The organism is Streptomyces sp. NPDC000134 (assembly GCF_042899225.1).
Classification (GTDB): Bacteria; Actinomycetota; Actinomycetes; order Streptomycetales; family Streptomycetaceae; genus Streptomyces.
The window spans coordinates 1-18,317 of the sequence record NZ_JBIAZN010000036.1; the positions used below are offsets into that span (position 1 = coordinate 1).

Sequence of the window (18,317 nt, forward strand, 5' to 3'; positions counted from 1 at the left end):
ACCAGGCGGCCGGGGAACACCCGTGCCAGCGTGGCCAGTTCCATCGCCAGCAGGGCCGGGCTGCGCAACGGCGCCGGGGCAATCCCGATGCCCACCCGCAGCCGCTCGGTCGCGCCCAGCGCCACGGCCGCCGCCGACACCCCGCCGTTCCAGCGCAGGTCCTCCACCACCCACAGGTCGTCCGCGCCGAGCGCCTCGGCCCGCCGCGCGAAGGCGGGCAACTCCTCGGGCACCCAGTCGCGGTCGTACATCACACCGATCCGGAGATTCGTCATGCGACGGAACCTACGGTCCGGCCGAAGAGGTGATCAACAGCTTTGCCGGTACGGGGTCGGCTGCCGCCGAAGCCCTGGAAGTGGTGCTGCGGTGCTGGACACTCTGGTCCGGCGCGTCCTGGACGGCGACGCCGTCCGCGTTGGTTCCGTGTGGCCCTCGGACGCCCTCCGGGCCGTGACCTCACGCCCACGCAACAGACCGTCGACCGCGCGCTGTCCGCGGCACGGGCACCGGTCGAGCGTGGCCTCGCCCGCCTGAAGACCTGGCGGATCTTCCGCAGGGCCCGGTGCAGCCCGAAGCGAATGTCGTCGGTCGCCGCCGCCGTCCTCACACTGGGGCGGCAACGCTGAAAGACCTCAGTGGGTGAAAGCGACAGATGCCGCAAGATCCTTCTGGGTTTCGAGTGCGGTGAGACGGCTGGTGAGTGCGGTGTGGATGGCGTCGTAGGTGTCGGAACCGAGAGGTAGGCGCAGGGGCGGGTTCGGGTGGTTGGTGGTGTCGTAGATGGCGGCGGCGAGCTTGGCCGGGTCGCCGGTGAAGACGCTGTCGTCAGCGGCCTCCAGGTAACGCCGCGTCCGGCCGACGGCGCTGTCACGGTAGGCGGCCGTTTCGGTGGTGTAGTGCAGGGCCGAGGCGAAGCCGGTGCGGGTGGCGCCGGGCTCGACCAGGGTGAGGTGGATGTTGAAGTCGGCCACTTCGCGGCTGACGCTCTCGGTGAAGCCTTCCAGCCCCCACTTGCCCGCGTGATAGGAGCTGTGCGTGGGGGTGGCGATCTGGCCGCCCATGCTGGAGATCTGGATGATTCGGCCTCCGCCCTGCTCGCGCATCGGCTTCAGGAAGGCCCGGGTGATCAGCATGGGAGCGAGCAGGAGGACCTCGATCTGGTCGCGGATCTGCTCGATGGTCATCTCCTCGGCGGCGCCCACGACTGCGTATCCGGCGTTGTTGACCACGATGTCCACCGGTCCGGACCGGAGGGTCCTGCCGACCACTCGGTCGACGTCGGTCGGCCGGGTGAGATCGAGGATCTCGACGGTCAGCCGGTCGCCGTACGTCTTACGCAGGTCCTCCAGTACTGCGGGGCGGCGGACCGTGGCCGTGACGCGGTCGCCGTGCTGGAGGGCGTGTTCGGTGAGATGGCGGCCCAGGCCGCCGGAGGCTCCGGTGATGAACCATTGGCGTACGGCCTTGCCGGACGGAGTCGGCATGGAAGTCTCCTGGAGTAGAGTGTTACCGGAATGCGTTCCGGTTAGGAGTTAAGCGGAATACATTCCGGAAAGCAACCGAAGGCAGGCACCGGAGGAACCCGCATGCCCCCAAACCCCCGCCGGACCAGGAGCGATGCGCTGCAGAACCGGGAGCGCCTGCTGGAGGTCGCCGCGCAGGTCTTCGCCGAGCAGGGGCTGGACACCGCACCGGCCGCCATCGCCAAGCAGGCCGGCGTCGGTGTCGGCACGCTCTACCGGCACTTCCCGACACGAGAAGCCCTCATCGACGCCGCCTACCGACACCGACTCAGCCGCGTGTGCGAGAAGGCGTCGGACCTCCTCACCCAGCGTCCGGCCGCCGAGGCCACTCGCATCTGGATGGAACACTTCCTCGAGTACGCCACGGCCAAGAGCGGCATGTCCGCAGCACTCAACGCGGTCATCGCCTCCGGAGTCGACCCGTACGCCGACAGCCGCGCACTCCTTACCGACGCCGTCGCCGCCCTCCTTGATGCCGGCGCCCACGACGGCAGCCTGCGAACCGATGTCACCTCCGACGATGTTCTCCTCCTCATGGGCGGCATCGCCTATTCCGTGCAGCACGGCAGCAAAGAGCAGGCTCGTCGGCTCATCGACCTCCTCATGGACGCGTTGACCAAGGGCTCGACCAAGAGCTGAACCCGAGCTCCCCGGACCCGGCGCGTCCGACGTGGGCGCGCCGGCACGGCCACGATGCCCTTGCGCGCGAGGCGGTGTCGGATGCCGCGGGAAGCGAGCCATCGCCGCAGGTGACGGTAGTCGTAGCCCTTGTCACCGTGCAGCTTCCCAGGGCGTCGGTGCCGTGGGCCGCGTCGGGAATGGATGGGCGGGATGCCTCGCACCAGCGGGGTGAGGGCCCGGCTGTCGTGGAGGTTGGCGGCGGAGATGCCGATCGACAGGGGCAGGCCGGCAGGCCGACGCGGAGGACACCTGGGTGATCGCCGACCGGGCCCGTGCGCGTGGTTCAGGGGGCAGGCGTCAGGCGTCAGGCGTCGGCGGGTGCGCTTCGAGCGGTGTGGCGGGGCGCCGGTTGCGGCCGAGTGAGGGCAGCCACCAGTTCGCCGCGCCGGCCAGTCGCATCACTGCTGGGACAAGCAGTGGCCGGAGGAGTACCGCGTCGAGAACTACGGAGACGCAGATGGTGACGGCCAGCAGTTTGAGGGTCGTGACGGTGGAGGTCGCCATGGCCAGGAGGACGACGGCCATCACCGCGGCCGATGCGGTGAACAGAGGCGCGGCTGCCTGTAGTCCCCGCGCAGTGGCTTCCTCGGTGTCACAGGTCTGCCGGTGCATTTCCGTGATGCGGGAGAGCAGCAGGATCTCGTAGTCCATGGAGAGACCGAAGGCGAGACAGAACGCGATGGCCGGCATCACGATGTCGGTGGTGCCGGTGACCGTGAAGTGCCCCACGAGCCAACGCATATGGCCCTGCTGGAAGACGTACACCATGGCGCCGAAGCTGCCGGTGAGGCTGAGCAGATTGATCAGCAGAGCCTTGCACGGAAGGAAGAGACTGCGCGTGCAGAACAGCAACAGGATGAGCATGGCCGTAGCGACCACAAGCGCGGCGAGGGGGAGCCTGTGTGCGAGGGCCTGCCGGGCGTCCAGGAGCTCGACGGTCGGTCCGGCGAACAGAGCGGGAGCGGGAGCGGGTACCGAACGGAGGCGATCGGGCAGGGCCAAGCCCTGCGGGGTGAACGAGTCACAGGCACACATCACGGTGAGCCGGGTCGTGGTCGCGGCGTGGTGGGCCGTGTCCGGGGGGCTGCCTGCCGCGGGTTCTGTTCGGCACTGGGCGGAAGTGACGTGCTCGGTCCCGGAGGCTGGGCGGCAGGACGGGGCGGTGAGGGCGCCGCGTGCGTAGACGCCGGTAGAGGTGCGGACACCGCTGACGTCCTTCAGGGTGGACAAGCGCCGGGCATACGAGCGCAGTTGTCGCTGACGGGTGCTGTCGGTGCCGGTCGGCCAGTCGGGGAGCAGGACCTCCACCTCGTTGCGGACTTGGGGGAAGTCCGTCCGCAGGACTTGGGCGGCTTCTGCCTCGGCGGAGGTGGCGGGCAGGGTCCGGACGTCGCTGAAGCTGAAACGTACGTCGCGGAAGGGCAGGGCCAGAATCAGTAGGATGCCCGTCACAGCGACCGTGACCGTGACTGGTCGGCGCATCACCCGGTGGGCCAGGCGGTACCAGCCGGTGGGCGGGTGATCGGTGCCGCGGCGCCATCGCGCGAAGAGGTCGCCGCGGAAGAAGTTGTCACCGAAGCATGCGAGCGCGGCGGGAACCACCAGCAGGACGGCCGCTGCGGTCAGAACGACGACGCTGATACCGGCGTAGGCCAGCGAGCGGGTGAGGAACATGGGGAAGATGAGCAAACCCAGCAGCCCCGTGATGACGGCGGCAGCGGCCACGAGAACGGTGCGGCCGGCGGTGCGGGTGGCTTCGACGACCGCTTCGTGCACGGTCCTGCCCGCGGCGCTCTCCTCGCGGAAGCGGGCGACGACGAACAGGCTGTAGTCGATCGACAGAGCCAGCCCGACGGCCGTGGTGACGTTGAGGGCGAAGGTCGACGTGTCGGTGAGGGCGCTGAGCCCGCGCAGCACCGCCAGCGTACCGGTCACGGAGATGGCGGCGACCGCGAGCGGCAGACTGGCAGCCGGAAGACTGCCGAAGATGAGCAGCAGGAGGAGCAAGGCTGCCGGAGCGGCCAGTACCTCGGTGCGGGTGAGATCGGCGGCGCTGTGCTGTTGCAGCCCCCGTGCGGTGACGGCGGTACCGGCCGCGGTGACCCGCAGGGGTCCGTGGCCTCCGGTGACCCGCGGCAGGAGCTGGTCCAGGGCGGAGCGGAAGTTCTGCGGACGCCCGGCCAGGCGGACCGGGATCAGTACGGAGCGACCGTCGGCGGAGAGCAGGGGATGTGCGGCAGGAGGGCCTTGTTCTCCGCCGTCGGGGCCCGGCGGCGGGGCCTCCTTCTTTGCGCGGTCCTTGTCCCTCGTCGACGGTGGCGCGGTCCAGTAGGCGCTTACGGAGCGGACTTGCGGACTGTTGCGCAGTTGCGCCAGGAGCCGCAGACCGGCGTCGCGGGCATCGGGGGCGTCGGGCCCTTTGGGGGTGGCGGCGAGCAGCAGCAGATCGGGGGCGCCGGCGGGGTCCTCCCGCAGGAGGGCTGCGGCTCGCTGCGAGGGTGAGCCGGCCACTTGCCACCCGCCGCTGAGCAGGCGTGAGGAGACGTCGTGTCCGACGACGGCGCTGATCACGATGAACGCTGCGGCGCAGAGCAGGACATACCGTCGATGGCGTATCGACCACTCCGCCAGGGCGGTCAGTGTGCGACCCGGTTCTTCCTTGGCTGAGCGTGGCGGAGTCGGTGAACTCGCCGAGTCCGGCTCGCGGCTGGAGGAAGGGTGTGCGTTCGGCATGCTGCTCCTTGCGAAACCTGCTTGACGGCGACTCCAGGCAGGACGCCTTGATCGGATGCTGTGAGCCGGAATGTCTCCGACGTGGCGTCAGGAATCCGGCTTTTTTCCTGGCGGGTGTAGAGATCAGTTGAGGGGCTCGGCGCTGGGTAATCGCTCGGAGTGGCGATGGGCTAAGGCTGCCACCGCAGTCGAGTGTCAAACCACAATAATGCGGTCTCCTTCTCCCTGGATATCCTGACAGGTGGGGTTTCCTGAAGGATTAATTGATCGTATTACTTTTAATCCTCCAGGGTGACGCGACGCATTCGAGTGGACCCTGGGGGAATCCTTTGGATATGAAGGGGGAACGCATATGCGTATAACGATGAGCGGAAGTACCGGCTTTTTGGGTATTCGCCTGGTACGTGAGTTCGTCACGCGAGGTGATGTCGTCACACTTCTCTACCGCCAGGGTGGCGAAAGTGCGATCGGCCGGGTATCCCGGGGTCTGCGCCGTCTTTCCGTTTCGGGCGACCTGATCGAGCGCTTTCGGCGGACGGCTCATGAGGTCGAGGTAACGCTCATCCGGCCGAAGCTGGGCTTGTCGGAGGCGCGGGCGCGGGCGCTCGCCGAGGGGACGGATGTCTTCTGGCACGCGGCGGGTGATATCGATCTGAATGGTGATGCGAGGGTAGTCAGACCCGTGAACGTCGACGGTACCCGTCACTTCCTCGATGTGGCCGCGCTGAATAGCCGCAAGGCGCCGTTCGTACACGTGAGTACCGCTTTCGTGGCGGGCGCGCGCCGGACCGGGCATGTCTGGGAGAGTGATCTCAGTGACGCGTACGGTTTCGAGAACGCCTATGAGCACTCGAAATACGACGCCGAAGTACTGGTACGCGCTTGGTCGCGCGCCCGTGACCGGGCAGCACTCATCCTGCGGCCCAGTGTGCTGCTGACCGATCAACCGCCGGTCCTCGGGATGCCCCGTCATCCGTTCCAGGTCACCGCTTCACTGCTGTGGAACGGTTCCGTCCAGCGCGGTTTCGACCGCATACGTATCCCTTACGGGCTGCGTCCTCAGGTCCGGCTGGTCGGGCGCGACGACGCCCACCTCAACTGCCTCCCCGTCGATGACGCGGCGAAAATCATGATCGGCATCGCTGCCCTCCCCGTGCCGGACGGGGTGTCCACGTATCACGTCGTCCACCCTGGCGACACTCCGGTGCACACGCTGATCGAATTCATGGAGAGATTCGCCCCGGTCCGGTTCCGTCTTGTTCCGGAACCGCCCGAGCGGCCCACGCCTCTGGAAACGCAGTTCCGGCACTTTCCCGGCCTCACCCCGTATGTGAATCAGACGCGGACCTTCGACGACAGCAACACGCGGAAAGTCGCCGGGGTGACAACGCCCACGACCGTCATGAACGTGGAATATCTGCTGGCCGGAGTCGGCGATGGCGGACCGGCTTGACCGGCGGCGGCGCCCCTTCGCAAGGTGTTTCCTCCCGCTCCTCGCCGCAGGAAGGGGCTCACGATGCCCGAGACCATGGAGAAAAACGCCGGCGTCAACGATCCTTTCAGCGCCCCGGAACTGCTCCGCGTGGTCCGCTGTCCCCGGAGCACGGCGTACGTGGTACGCCGAGCTGAGGACGCGGCCTTGGGGGCCGCTCTCGCCCCCTGCGCGCCGACGGCAGGTGAACACACGGGCACTCTCCCGCCGCTGTATCCCGAATGGCTGGGAGACAGAAGCTTCACCGCGGCACACGGCACACGCTTTCCCTATGTGGCAGGGGAGATGGCCCACGGCATCTCCGGAGTCGACTTCGTCCAGACCCTGGCTCGTGCGGACATCCTGGCCTTCTTCGGAGCCGCAGGTCTGTCCCCGGACACGGTCACGGCCGCTGTCGCGCGATTGCGCCGCAGCCTGCCGCCTCCTGCTCCCTGGGGTGTCAATCTCATCCATTCACCCCACTCACCGGCGTGGGAGAACGAACTCGCCCGGCTACTGATCACCCAGAACGTCCCGTGCGTCTCGCTGTCGGCCTTCATCCAGGTGACGCGCGCTGCGGTCCACTGCTCGGCGGCGGGCCTGCGCCTGCGCCCCGACGGCACCGTTCACCGGCCCCGCCGTGTGATGGCCAAGATCTCCCGGCCCGAGATCGCCGCCCACTTCCTCGCCCCGGCCCCGGCCGCCCTGCTGCGCGACTTGGTCAGCACCGGTGACCTGAGCGAAAGCGAAGCGAGGCTGGCTGCCCGTGTGCCGCTGGCCGACGATGTGACGGTCGAATCCGACAGCGGCGGCCACACGGACGGCCGTCCGCTGGGCACCTCTCTGCCCCAGATCATGGCTCTGCGCGACACCCTGACTCGCCGGCACGGCATCACGGCACCGGCCCGCGTCGGTGCGGCCGGCGGCATGGGCACGCCCCACAGCGTGGCGGCTGCCTTCGCACTGGGCGCGGCCTACGTCCTCACGGGCTCCGTCAACCAACTGAGCACCGAGGCGGGCACTTCCGACCGCGCACGGGGTCTTCTCCTCGCTGCGGACACCACGGACACCGCCATGACCGCGTCGGCAGACATGTTCGAACTAGGGGCACAGGTACAGGTCCTCACACGAGGCACCATGTTCGCCGGCCGGGCGGCCCGGCTGCGACAGCTCTACCGTGATCACGCTTCCCTCGACGACCTTCCCGTCGACGAACGGCAACGCCTGGAGAGCAACGTCTTCCTGATGCCGATCGATCAGGTCTGGCTCCTGACGGAACATTTCTGGAGTCAACGTGATCCTGAACAGTTGCACCGTGCGCGACGGGACCCGAAACACCGTATGGCTCTCGTGTTCCGCTGGTACCTCGGCATGTCCAGCCTGTGGGCTCTGCGGGGCGCACCTGACCGAGTGTCGGACTACCAGATCTGGTGCGGTCCAGCCGTAGGCGCCTTCAACATCTGGCGCACGGACGGATACCTGGCCTCTGACCACCTGTCCGCCGTGCAGATCGCGCGGAACCTCATGGAGGGCGCGACGGTGCTGACCCGGGCCCATCAACTGCGCAGCCATGGTGTGACCCTGCCCGCCTCGGCCTTCACCTTCCAGGCACGAGAACTTTTGTGATCCGCACGCCTTCGTCGAGGAGCTTGCTCATGCCCCCGCGCTCTCCTGCCCCCTCCGTGCCCATCGCCGTGGTCGGCTTGTCCACTCTGGTTCCCGGTTCCTCGGAGGCGGCCGGCTTCTGGCGTGACGTGGCAGCGGGCCGCGACCTGATCACCGAGGTGCCTGCGAGCCACTGGCTGCCTGAAGACCACTACGACGCCGACCCGGCGGCCAGGGACAAGACCTACGCCACCCGCGGCTCCTTCCTCTCCCCAGTCGACTTCGATCCGCTGGCGTTCGCCACGCCACCGTCCAGCATCCCGGCCACGGACTCGGCCCAGCTCCTGGCCCTGGTCGCCGCACAGCTCTTGCTGAGGGACGTCTTCGGTGACCGGTCGCCGACCGCCGAGATCCGCGAACGGACCGGGATCATCCTGGGCGCCTGTTCCACCGAGTTGATGCACGCCATGTCTTCCCGCTCGCAGCGACCCACCTGGCGCAGGGTCCTGCGAGCCCAAGGACTGCGAGAGGAGCAGACGGAGCGTCTGTGCGACGCGCTGGTGAGTGCCTTCCCCGAGTGGCAGGAGAGCAGTTTCCCCGGACTGCTCACCAATGTGGTGGCCGGCAGGGTAGCGCGCCACTTCGATCTCCATGGCAGCAACTACACCACTGACGCCGCGTGCGCCAGCTCGCTGTCGGCCCTGAGCGCCTGCATCGACGAGCTGGTTCTCGGTCGCGCCGACATGATGCTCACCGGGGGTGTGGACCCCCTGAGCGACGCCTTCAGTTACACCTGCTTCAGCAAGACGCCCGCGCTGTCGCCTTCGGGGGACTGCCGCCCTTTTTCCGCCGACGCCGACGGCACCCTCCTGGGGGAGGCCGTGATCATGCTCGCCCTCAAGCGGCTGGGGGATGCCGAACGGGCCGGTGACCGTATTTACGCGGTGATCCGAGGAATCGGCTCCTCATCGGACGGCCGCGGTTCATCCATCTACGCCCCCACCGCCGCCGGCCAGGTCCGCGCGCTGCGGCGGGCATACGAGGCGGCCGGATACGGACCGGGCACAGTCGAGCTCGTCGAAGCCCACGGCACCGGCACCCGGGCCGGGGACGAAACCGAAGCGGCCGCCCTTCAGGAGGCGTTCGGCGCGGACCCGCCATCCGCAGGAACTCCCTGGTGCGCGCTCGGGTCGGTCAAATCGCAGATCGGGCACACCAAGGCCGCCGCAGGAGCCGCGGGCCTGGCGAAAGCGGTCCTCGCCCTGCACCACCGCACCCTGCCCCCCACCCTCAAGGCGGAATCCCCGACCCCGGCCCTGGACACCGACAGCGGGCCGTTCTATCTCAGTCACCGTACGCGGCCGTGGGTCCGCGGCAGCGAACACCCGCGCAGGGCATCAGTGTCCAGTTTCGGCTTCGGCGGCACCAACTTCCACATCGCCCTCGAGGAGTACACCCCGCAAGACGGCAGTCCCCACCGGCAGGGGCTCTTCCGCACCGCACCCGACGAGCTGGTCCTGATCAGCGCGTCCTCCGCCTCCGCCCTCACCCGCGACCTCGGGCGCCTGAGCGAGACGGTTGCCCCCCTCACCGAGACGGCACGTACGTCCCAGGAGGCTTTCGACGCCACCGCGTCCCACCGCTGGTGCACCGTCGTGCGTGACTTGGCGGCACTGCGCGCGGCGGCGGCCGACTCCCGCGCCAGAATCCTGCAGCAGCCGGACACGGCCTTCGTGACTCCCGGCGGCACCCGCTACCAGAGCGGTACCGGCCGAGAAGGCCGCGTCGCACTGCTCTTCCCCGGTCAGGGCAGCCAGTATCCCGGCATGGGCGCCGAGGTCGCGCTGCACGTTCCCCAGGCCCTGTCCGCGTGGGACCGGCTGGCGGACGTCGACATCGACGGACGACCACTGCACCGGTCCGTGTTCCCGCCGCCCGCGTCGAACGACGCGCAGCGCGAGGCCCAGGACCGGGAGCTGGAGGCAACCGAACGGGCGCAACCGGCCCTCGCCGCCCACGCGCTGGTCATGCGGGACGTGCTGCTGGCCGTCGGGTTCCGTCCCGACTGCGTGGCAGGGCACAGCTTCGGTGAACTGACCGCCCTGCACGCGGCCGGAGCATGCAGTGACGACACGCTGATGGCGCTGGCGAGCACCCGTGGACGTCTGCTGCGCGACGCCGGCACCGTCCCCGGCGCGATGCTCGCACTCCAGGCCACCGCCGAGCAGACCGCCCACCTGGTGAACGGCATCGAAGACCTGTGGGTGGCGAACGACAACGCACCGGGCCAGCACGTCCTGTCGGGATCGACGGCCGCCATCGACCGGGCGCGGACCCGGGCGGCCGAGCGCCGCATTCCAGCACAGCGCCTCGCCGTGTCCAGCGCCTTCCACAGCCCCCTGCTGGCCTCCGCCACCGAAGACTGGCGAAGCGCCGTGGCGAAGGCGGCGTTCACCCCTGCGCGGCTCCCGGTCTACAGCAACGTCACCGCCCAGCCGTACCCGGCGTCCGCGTCGGAGGCACTCGCGCTGCTGACCGACCATCTCACCTCGACCGTACGGTTCACCGACACCGTGCGGGCCCTGTACGAGGACGGAGTACGGCTGTTCGTCGAAGCCGGCCCCGGCACCGTGCTCACAGGGCTGGTGAGCCAGATCCTCGCCGGTGAACCCCACACCGCGGTCAGCGCGGACCATCGGACGGGTTCCGGTCTCTCCGCGCTGCACAAGACGCTGGGCACTCTCTCCGTCGCGGGCCACCCCCTGGACTGCACACCCCTGTGGTCGGCATACGCCACAGCACCGTCCCCGCCCCCAAGGAGATCCATGAGCATTCCCATCGCCGGTCCCAACTCCCACACGGGCTACCGCGTAACAGGGGGTCCCACCGAGGACCCGCCGCGCGACACCCCGCGGGCTCCTGACGCAGCCCGGCCCCACGCGCCCGAGGCACCGGGAGACACCCGTCCGGCAACGCCTGCGGCATGGTCCGTGCCGACCGGTCACCCGCACGACCCGGCGGTGCGGGACCTGGCAGCGGTGCCACCGGGTGCGCCCTCCTCCGCTGCGCCCGATCAAGAACATGCGACCGCCTCCGACCTGTGGCTCCGGGCTTTTCTGGAGGTGCAGCAGCACGCGGCGACGGCACACAGCCAGTACCAGGAACTGACATCTTCGAGTCATGCCGCCTTCCTGGACCTGGCCAGGAGCACCCTGGGAGGGCTCAGCGGCCTGCTGGCGGGAAACACACCGGGGACCAGTGAGGAGTTGCCGGTACTCCCGCCCGCCGAGCCGCCCCTCCTTCCGGTGACGCCGTCCCCCGCGGAGCATCAGCGGTCCACCCGCCCGCGCGCTGTACCGGCTACGGCAGATGCCTCGGCCGGGACAGCCACGCAGGCGGAAGTCATGCAGCGGCCTCCGCACCTCACGTCACCGGCTCTTGTGGACGATCGCCGGTCGCCGGTCGCCAAGGAAGAGCGCGGCGCGGGCGGCAAGGAGGAGGAGCGCGGCGCGGGCGGCAACGCCACCGGCCAGGCGCCCGGCGGCATCGTGCTGGCCGTCGTGGCCGAACTCACCGGATATCCCGTGGAGATGCTCACGCCGTCCCTCGACCTCGAGGTCGACCTCGGTGTGGACTCTCTCAAGCGGGTGCAGATCCTCAGCCGGCTCAGTGAGCACTTCCCGAACGAGACGGACATCGACCCGGCCGAACTGATCAATCTGCGCACCATCGCCGAGATCGCCGACAAGCTGGCCGGTCTGCACCCCACCGGCGAGTCCGCACCGCGGGCCGACCGCTCTTCGCCCGCCTCCGCACCATCGGCTCCGCGCCCCCCGACGACGCCTTCCCTCCCTGCCCAGAGCCCCAGCCGGGCCGAGGTGGTACGGACGGTCCTGACACTCGAAGAGGCCGAGGTGGCGGGGCCCCCCGTCACGGCACACCTGGACGGGCTTCCCCTGTACCTCACCCGGGACGCCCTCGGCGTCGCCACCCCTCTGGCCGCCCTTCTCCAACGGGCGGGCGTCGAGGCGACGGTTGTGGACCAGGCTCCCGCCGGTGCCAGGGCACTGGTGATCCTGGACGGTCTCCAGCCCGCCCCGGACCCGCACCCGCCGGGGGCGGACGCCGTGGAACTGCCGCGGCGGGTGCTGCAACGGCTGCGCGCCCTCGGACCCGAACTGACGCGCAACGCCGGCGTTCTGGTGACCGTTCAGGACACCGGCGGCGACTTCGGCGTCCGTGGCGCATCCGCGCAGGCCGACAGCGCAGCCCTCGCCGCGCTGGCTCGCACCGCTGCCAGCGAATGGCGGACAGCACGCGTGAAGGCGATCGACATCGACTGCGCCTCTCGCACGCCGCAGCAGATCGCTCAGGCCCTTGCCGATGAACTCCTCGACGGCGACCTGGCCGGAAATGTCGCGCTGGCAGCCGACGGCACCCGGCGCGTGCTCCAGGACACCCCGCAGCACCGCGCCGAGCCGCAGCCACTCGACCTGGGCGAAGACCCGGTCGTGGTGGTCAGCGGCGGGGCTCGCGGCATCACCAGCCTGTGCGTCAGGGCCCTGGCCTGCGCGCACCGGCCCAAGATGCTGCTGCTGGGCCGTACCGAGCTCATCGACGAGGGCGACGAACTGCGGGCGGCCGACAGCGAGGCCGCCGTCCGTTCTGTCCTCGCCCGCCACACCACCCCGGGCGCCGACACCTCCCTGCGCGGTCTGGCCCAGGGCTCCCGCGCGGTACTCGCCTCCCGGGAAGTACGCACCACCCTGGACCTGCTGACCGAGGCCGGCGCGGACGTGCGATACGTCCGCACCGATGTCCGGGACCGGGAAGCGGTGCAGGACGCTCTTGCCGCTGCACGCCGCGACTGGGGTCCGATCACCGCCCTGCTGCACGGCGCGGGCGTCCTCGCCGACCAGCACATCACGGACAAGAGCGATGCCGAGTTCACCGAGGTGTTCACCACCAAGGTCGAGGGCCTCGCGAATCTGCTGGATGCGACCCGGGACGACCCGCTGCGCCTCCTGTGTGTCTTCTCGTCGGTGAGCGCCCGCGTCGGCACCGCCGGACAGTGCGACTACGCCGCCGCCAACGAAACCGTGGAGCACCTGGCCGCGAGTCGGGCGACGCTGCGCCCGGACTGCCGTACCAAAGCGATCAGTTGGGGGCCCTGGTCGACGGGCATGGTCACCTCCGCCCATGCCGAGCACTTCCGGCGCCTGGGCGTGGCCCTCCTCACCCCGGAGGCAGGGGCGGAGGCGTTCCTCGCGGAACTGGACCAGCCCGCACCGGTCCGTGTCGGCCTCGCCGCAGGACCCACCGGCACCGCAGCCTCTGCTTCGCACCCCGCGCAACAGGACGCCTTCACCGAGATCACACTCGCACCTGACACCCAACCGTGGTTGCGGGACCATCGGATCGCGGGACGTCCGGTCGTACCCGTGGCCCTGGTTCTCGAATGGTTCATCCGCGCGGCCAGCACAGCCGCGCCCTCGGGCAGGTCGCCTGTGCTGCGGGATCTGACGGTGCTCAAGGCCATCGCCCTGAAGGCGTCCGACGAAGGCAGCCACCGGCTTCATCTGCGGACAAGCCCCGAGGAGAGCGGAGTACGTCTGAATCTGGACGCCCCGGACGGCACTCGCCACTACATGGCCACGGCCACCTGGGAGAACAGCGAGGTCCTGGAAGGACCTCCCGCACCGGCTGCGGAAAGCACGGGTGACAGGAGCGCGGACAAACACCCGGGGCTCGACGTCTACAACGGTGGCATGCTCTTCCACGGGCCTGCGCTGCAGGCCATCGAGACCGTCGGCTCCCTCGATGCCGAGGGTGCCACCGGCACTCTCCTCGGCACCGCGGATCTGAACTGGCCGCAGGCGAGCTGGCACAGCGATCCCGCGCTGCTGGACGGCGCCTTCCAGCTCGCCGCCCTGTGGGTGCTGTCGTCGGCCGGCATCCAAGCGCTGCCCATGGGGGTGCGGGAAGCACGACTGCGCCTGAGCCCTCCTGCTGGTACGCCCGTGCGGTGCGTCGTCCGAGCCGTGCGCCACGGCAGCACCAACGCGGTCTGCGACATCTGGATCACCTCACGCGGGCGCGAGCCGGCGGAAGTCCTCGGGGTGCTGAAGGGTGTGGAGCTCGTCCACCGCATGGACGTCGCGCGGCCGGCGCCTGCCCTGACAGCGGACCAGGGATGAGCCCGGCCGTGGATGGGCCTCTCATCGCGATCGTGGGCCGTGGATGCGTGCTCGCAGGGGCCAACGACCCCGCCGAACTCTGGCAGACCGTGGTATCCGGCACCATGCATCTGACCCGTGCCGGCAACGGTCTGCCGGAGGCGGCCGAGTACCGCCGCCGCGCAGAAACGGGGGAGGCCCCCCGCACCGCCTACGGTCACGTCACCCGCTTCACCGAACACTTCGACCCGGGCGGTCTGGCCCTCACCCCTGCCGCCGTCAGCGACTTCGACCCCGCCGTCCAGTGGATCGTGCACGCCGCCCGCCAGGCCCTGGACGAAGCGGGCCGCACCGGCCATCAGCAACGTGCCGGTCTGGTACTGGGCAACATCACCTGCGCCAGCACCCCTATGGCGGCCTTCGCCGAGAGCGTCTGGCTGCGGTCCCGGCCAAACTCCCCTCGACCGGCCCGCTCAGCGAACCTCCCTCCGGACGCCTCCGCACTGAGCCGCTTCTCGTTCGCCATGCCCGCCCGTCTCACAGCACAGGCCCTCGGCCTGCGGGCCGGCGGATTCGCCATCGACGCCGCCTGCGCCTCGGGCCTGTACGCCATCGAACTGGCCTGCCGTCGGCTTCGGCACGGTCAGGCAGACCTGATGCTGGCCGGCGGCCTCAACGGCGCCGATCCGCGCACCATCAGCCACGGCATGGCCACCCTCGAAGCACTCAGCCCCCACGGGACCTCCCGCCCGTTCCACCGCGACGCCGACGGCCTGGTCCTGTCCGAGGGAGCCGCCGTGGTCGCCCTCATGCGGCTGGAGGACGCACTGGCCACGGACACACCGGTCCTCGCCGTCATCCGCGGCATCGGACTGACCAATGACGGCGGCGGCAAGGGGCTGTTACTACCCGACACCCGCCAACAGCAACAAGCGATGCACAACGCTTACCGCGCAGCGGACGTCGCCCCCGCCAGCGTGTCCTATCTCGAATGCCACGCTACGGGTACGCCGCTGGGCGACGCTGTGGAACTGCACAGCACCGCCCGCGTCTTCGCCGACCACCCGCTGTTGCCGATCGGATCGGTGAAGGGGAACATCGGGCACCCCCTCACCGCCTCCGCCACCGCCGGGCTGCTCAAAGTGCTCGGCGCCATGGAACACGGCATCCTCCCGCCCTCCATCGGCGCCGACGTGACCACCGACGCATTGCACGGCACGCCCTTGCGGGTCAACAAACAGGCCCAGGAGTGGACCGGACGCAAGCGGGCTTCCGTCAGCGCCTTCGGCTTCGGGGGCGCCAACGCGCACCTGGTGCTGGACGCCTGGGACACGAGCACCGGCACTCGCACCGCACGCCCCTCGCCCACGCGTCCGCGCAGTTCCGCCGCCCGTCACGCCGTCGCCCTTGTCGCCGTGGGGGCCCGGGTGGGGGACGGCACGAGCACCGCCGACTTCATCGACGCTCTCCTCAGCGGGCAGTCCCGCCTGAGGCCACCGCGCACCGCGGAACTAGCCGTCGACGGCCTGAAGATGCCCCCCACCGACCTGCTGCACACCTCCGCCGAACACGTCCTGGTGCTGGAAGCGGCCCGCGACGCCACGGCACATCTGACCCTGCGGGCCGACGACACCGTGGTACTGGTGGGCAGCGGCAGCCAGCCGGTACACGCTGAGTACGCTCTCTGGCGAGACCTCACCACGCCGGAGGAACGAACCGGACTCGCCGCCGAGGTCCTGCCCGAACACCAGGTCTGTGACCTGCTGCAATCCCCGGACTGGACCCTCGGCTGCCTCGCCAACATCGCCGCGAGCCGCATCAGCGCGCAGCTCCGCCTGACCGGCCCCAGCCTCGCGGTCGGTGCCGAGGAAGCATCCGGGTTGCAGGCCCTGGACCTCGCCGCGCACGCCATCGCCGGCGGCGACTGCGCGGCCGCGGTCATCGGCGCGGTCGACTTGGCCAGTACTCCAGTGCACCGCGCCGCCGTCGAAGAGCTCGGCCGCCCCGGACCCGTGGGAAACGCCGCCGTCGTGGTGGTGCTCAAGCGCCTCGACCACGCCCGTCGAGACGGGGAACCCGTCCTGGCCGTCTGGGGCGCAACCAGCGACGAAGCCGGTTCCGACACAGCATCACCATCTGCACGCACGGACGCCACCCTGCGGGTGGGTGATGTGGAACCGCGGCCCGCAGGCGACTGCCTAGAGCTGAATATCGCGCCTCTGTTCGGCCGCCCGCACGCTGCCACCGGTCTGCTCAGCGCGGCATGTGCGGCCCTCGCCCTCCACCATCGCGCAGTGCCGCGCACCGGCCGGGCCGCCACCTCGTGCCCCGGCCTGGCGACAGCCACGGTGGTGTCCTCCTCTCTGGGAGCACTCCCGGTGGCAGTCACCCTGCATGCGGCCGACGCCGCTCCCGCGCTACCGCTGGACCCGGAGCCCGACCCGGGACGGAAGCTGTCGACCGTCGCCTTCTACGATCTCGGCCGCATCCTCGACGAGCGGCACGCATCGCCCCACCGTCGCCCGGTCACGCTCCCCCCGCCCCCGCCCCCGCAACAGCGCACACCCCTGCGCGACCAGTGGTGTTCGGTGCCGGCGAACACCCTGCGTGCTGCGGCCCTGGGCGCACACCACCGCACTGTCTGCCAGAGCCATCAACAGCATTTGATCGTCCAAGAGGCGGCCCACCGACTGTTCCTCGACCATCAGGGCCGGGCGAGCCGGCTGCTGCTGGAAGCTGCCCGTGCTCAGGGCATCCGGCGTCAGGGACGCTCCTCGCCGGACGAACAGCAGGTCACGCGGCGAGAAGAGGTCGCCGACCCGGCAGCGTCCCCGCAGACCCGTTCCACGTATTTTTCCCTCAGTCCGCAAACCCACTCCTGGGTGCTGGATCACTGCCCCACCTGGACGCTGCCGGTACTGCCCATGATGTCCACAGTGGAGTACTTGTTGCGGGCCGCCAGCGACCACGCCGGCACGCCTGCCACCGGATTGCGCAGCCTCACACTCAAACGCTGGATTCCCGTGACCGGCTCCGTCCGCCTGGCCACTCATACGCGCCGCCTGCCCGGCCACGGGGCGACCATCCATGCGCAGCTTCTGACATGGCGCGAGGCCGGCCGGGCTGCCCTTTCCCGCTTCGAGACCGCCGCCGAAGCCTTCATCGTCTTCACCACCCCACCGCTGCCTCCCCCACTGCCCCCGCTGGCGGGCGCCGTACCCGCACCCCTCCCTTACGCCCTCGACCGGTTGCCCCACGGCCCGGCATTCCAGTACCTCACGGACCTTCACTACGGGAGTGCGGGGGCGCGCGGTGTGCTGGACCCGCAGCGCGGATCAGTACCCGCGGGACTCACCCACCCAGGACTGCTCGACGCGGCCACACACGTCGTACCCGGGCACGACCTGAGCATCTGGGGCGATCAGTTCGACCGGGACCACGTCCCCTACCCGCACGGTCTGGAGTACCTCGATCTGTACGGGCCGTTCCCCGGGTCCGGAAGCATCGAGGTGGAAGCTCGACTGGCGGGAACCGCAGACCAACTGATGTACGTGGACTGCCGGATGTCGTACGAGGGCCGGGTGTGCGCCGCCTTCCGAGGAGTCAGCATGCCCGCCCCGCCCTCGGCGCTGGTACACGGAACGGCGGGGGGCCGACGGGCATTCCTCCTGGAACGTCGCTCCGTGCCGGGCATGGGCCTCACTCGGACCACCGACGGCACCACCAGGCTGGAAAAGAGGAAACTCGGACTGGCCGACTGGCCGACGGGGGCGGTGGCCCACGTCTACGGCTTACCGGGAAGCAGGCCGGCCCGGCACTACGCAGTCGAGATCACCATGAAGGAACACGTCGCACACCTCCACCAGGCGCATCCCGCGCAGGTAGCCGTAGACACCACCCGCAGGACAGCATGGCTGAGTGACCGTCCCGGCCTGGAACACCGGCTGTCGGTTCTGGTCACGGAGGCCGAGGTGATCGTGGCGGAAAGGTCCTGACGACTGGTTCCCGCACCGCCTGAGGAAGGTAGACACCCGAAGGCCCTCCGTCGCCCGGGTGACTCTCGTGGACCGTGTCCTGCGGGGTGAGGCAGACGATGCCGAGCTGCGGTCCGGGTGCCCGGCCCCCACT

The 18,317-nt window shown here is 69.8% G+C and carries 8 protein-coding genes and 2 pseudogenes; 6 read left to right on the top strand and 4 right to left on the bottom strand.

The features are described 5' to 3' along the window. Nucleotides 1–275: LLM class flavin-dependent oxidoreductase (locus ACFY32_RS33095; RefSeq protein WP_390676245.1), on the bottom strand; the 275-nt coding region annotated here is incomplete at its 3' end. 156 nt (nucleotides 276–431) lie between these two features. On the opposite strand from ACFY32_RS33095, the pseudogene ACFY32_RS33100 reads away from it, so the two are divergent. After that, nucleotides 432–626: pseudogene (locus ACFY32_RS33100) on the top strand (transposase family protein); the annotation flags it as partial. Nucleotides 627–632: 6 nt separating this feature from the next. Here the strand turns inward: ACFY32_RS33100 and ACFY32_RS33105 are convergent. After that, a complete protein-coding gene (locus ACFY32_RS33105; RefSeq protein WP_390676246.1) occupies nucleotides 633–1,484 on the bottom strand; it encodes an SDR family oxidoreductase in 852 nt (283 codons plus the stop codon). A gap of 102 nt (nucleotides 1,485–1,586) precedes the next feature. Between ACFY32_RS33105 and ACFY32_RS33110 the strand changes: the two genes are divergently transcribed. Next, nucleotides 1,587–2,162, top strand: a complete 576-nt coding sequence (locus ACFY32_RS33110) for a TetR/AcrR family transcriptional regulator (RefSeq protein ID WP_390676247.1) — start codon at nucleotides 1,587–1,589, stop codon at nucleotides 2,160–2,162. Between the two features lie 53 nt (nucleotides 2,163–2,215). Here ACFY32_RS33110 and ACFY32_RS33115 read toward each other — a convergent pair. Together ACFY32_RS33115 and ACFY32_RS33120 are read right to left on the bottom strand one after the other, a co-directional pair. Next, nucleotides 2,216–2,431: pseudogene (locus ACFY32_RS33115) on the bottom strand (transposase); the annotation flags it as partial. A 70-nt stretch (nucleotides 2,432–2,501) separates the two neighbouring features. Further along, nucleotides 2,502–4,937 carry an MMPL family transporter gene (locus tag ACFY32_RS33120; protein WP_390676248.1) on the bottom strand — a complete coding sequence of 812 codons (2,436 nt, stop codon included), beginning with the start codon at nucleotides 4,935–4,937 and terminating at the stop codon, nucleotides 2,502–2,504. Between the two features lie 364 nt (nucleotides 4,938–5,301). On the opposite strand from ACFY32_RS33120, the gene ACFY32_RS33125 reads away from it, so the two are divergent. The 4 genes from ACFY32_RS33125 (at nucleotide 5,302) to ACFY32_RS33140 (ending at nucleotide 18,184) form a co-directional block, all read left to right on the top strand. Next, nucleotides 5,302–6,390, top strand: coding sequence for an SDR family oxidoreductase (locus ACFY32_RS33125; protein WP_359204043.1), 1,089 nt, complete (start codon nucleotides 5,302–5,304; stop codon nucleotides 6,388–6,390). Between the two features lie 63 nt (nucleotides 6,391–6,453). Continuing rightward, on the top strand, nucleotides 6,454–8,034 hold the full coding sequence (locus ACFY32_RS33130) for a PfaD family polyunsaturated fatty acid/polyketide biosynthesis protein (RefSeq protein WP_390676249.1): 1,581 nt from the start codon (nucleotides 6,454–6,456) through the stop codon (nucleotides 8,032–8,034). 29 nt (nucleotides 8,035–8,063) lie between these two features. Beyond that, entirely contained in the window at nucleotides 8,064–14,210 is a 6,147-nt protein-coding gene (locus ACFY32_RS33135; RefSeq protein WP_390676250.1) for an SDR family NAD(P)-dependent oxidoreductase, read from the top strand. Next, complete coding sequence (locus ACFY32_RS33140; RefSeq protein WP_390676251.1) at nucleotides 14,207–18,184, top strand: beta-ketoacyl synthase N-terminal-like domain-containing protein; 3,978 nt, start codon at nucleotides 14,207–14,209, stop codon at nucleotides 18,182–18,184. Before ACFY32_RS33135 ends, ACFY32_RS33140 begins: the two co-directional genes overlap by 4 nt. Nucleotides 18,185–18,317 lie beyond the last annotated feature (133 nt).

What these genes read in the sequence shown, in the direction of transcription:
- ACFY32_RS33105 (WP_390676246.1), bottom strand. Translation starts at nt 1,484, where the DNA reads ATGCCGACTCCGTCCGGCAAGGCCGTACGCCAATGGTTCATCACCGGA.
- ACFY32_RS33110 (WP_390676247.1), top strand. Translation starts at nt 1,587, where the DNA reads ATGCCCCCAAACCCCCGCCGGACCAGGAGCGATGCGCTGCAGAACCGG.
- ACFY32_RS33120 (WP_390676248.1), bottom strand. Translation starts at nt 4,937, where the DNA reads ATGCCGAACGCACACCCTTCCTCCAGCCGCGAGCCGGACTCGGCGAGT.
- ACFY32_RS33125 (WP_359204043.1), top strand. Translation starts at nt 5,302, where the DNA reads ATGAGCGGAAGTACCGGCTTTTTGGGTATTCGCCTGGTACGTGAGTTC.
- ACFY32_RS33130 (WP_390676249.1), top strand. Translation starts at nt 6,454, where the DNA reads ATGCCCGAGACCATGGAGAAAAACGCCGGCGTCAACGATCCTTTCAGC.
- ACFY32_RS33135 (WP_390676250.1), top strand. Translation starts at nt 8,064, where the DNA reads ATGCCCCCGCGCTCTCCTGCCCCCTCCGTGCCCATCGCCGTGGTCGGC.
- ACFY32_RS33140 (WP_390676251.1), top strand. Translation starts at nt 14,207, where the DNA reads ATGAGCCCGGCCGTGGATGGGCCTCTCATCGCGATCGTGGGCCGTGGA.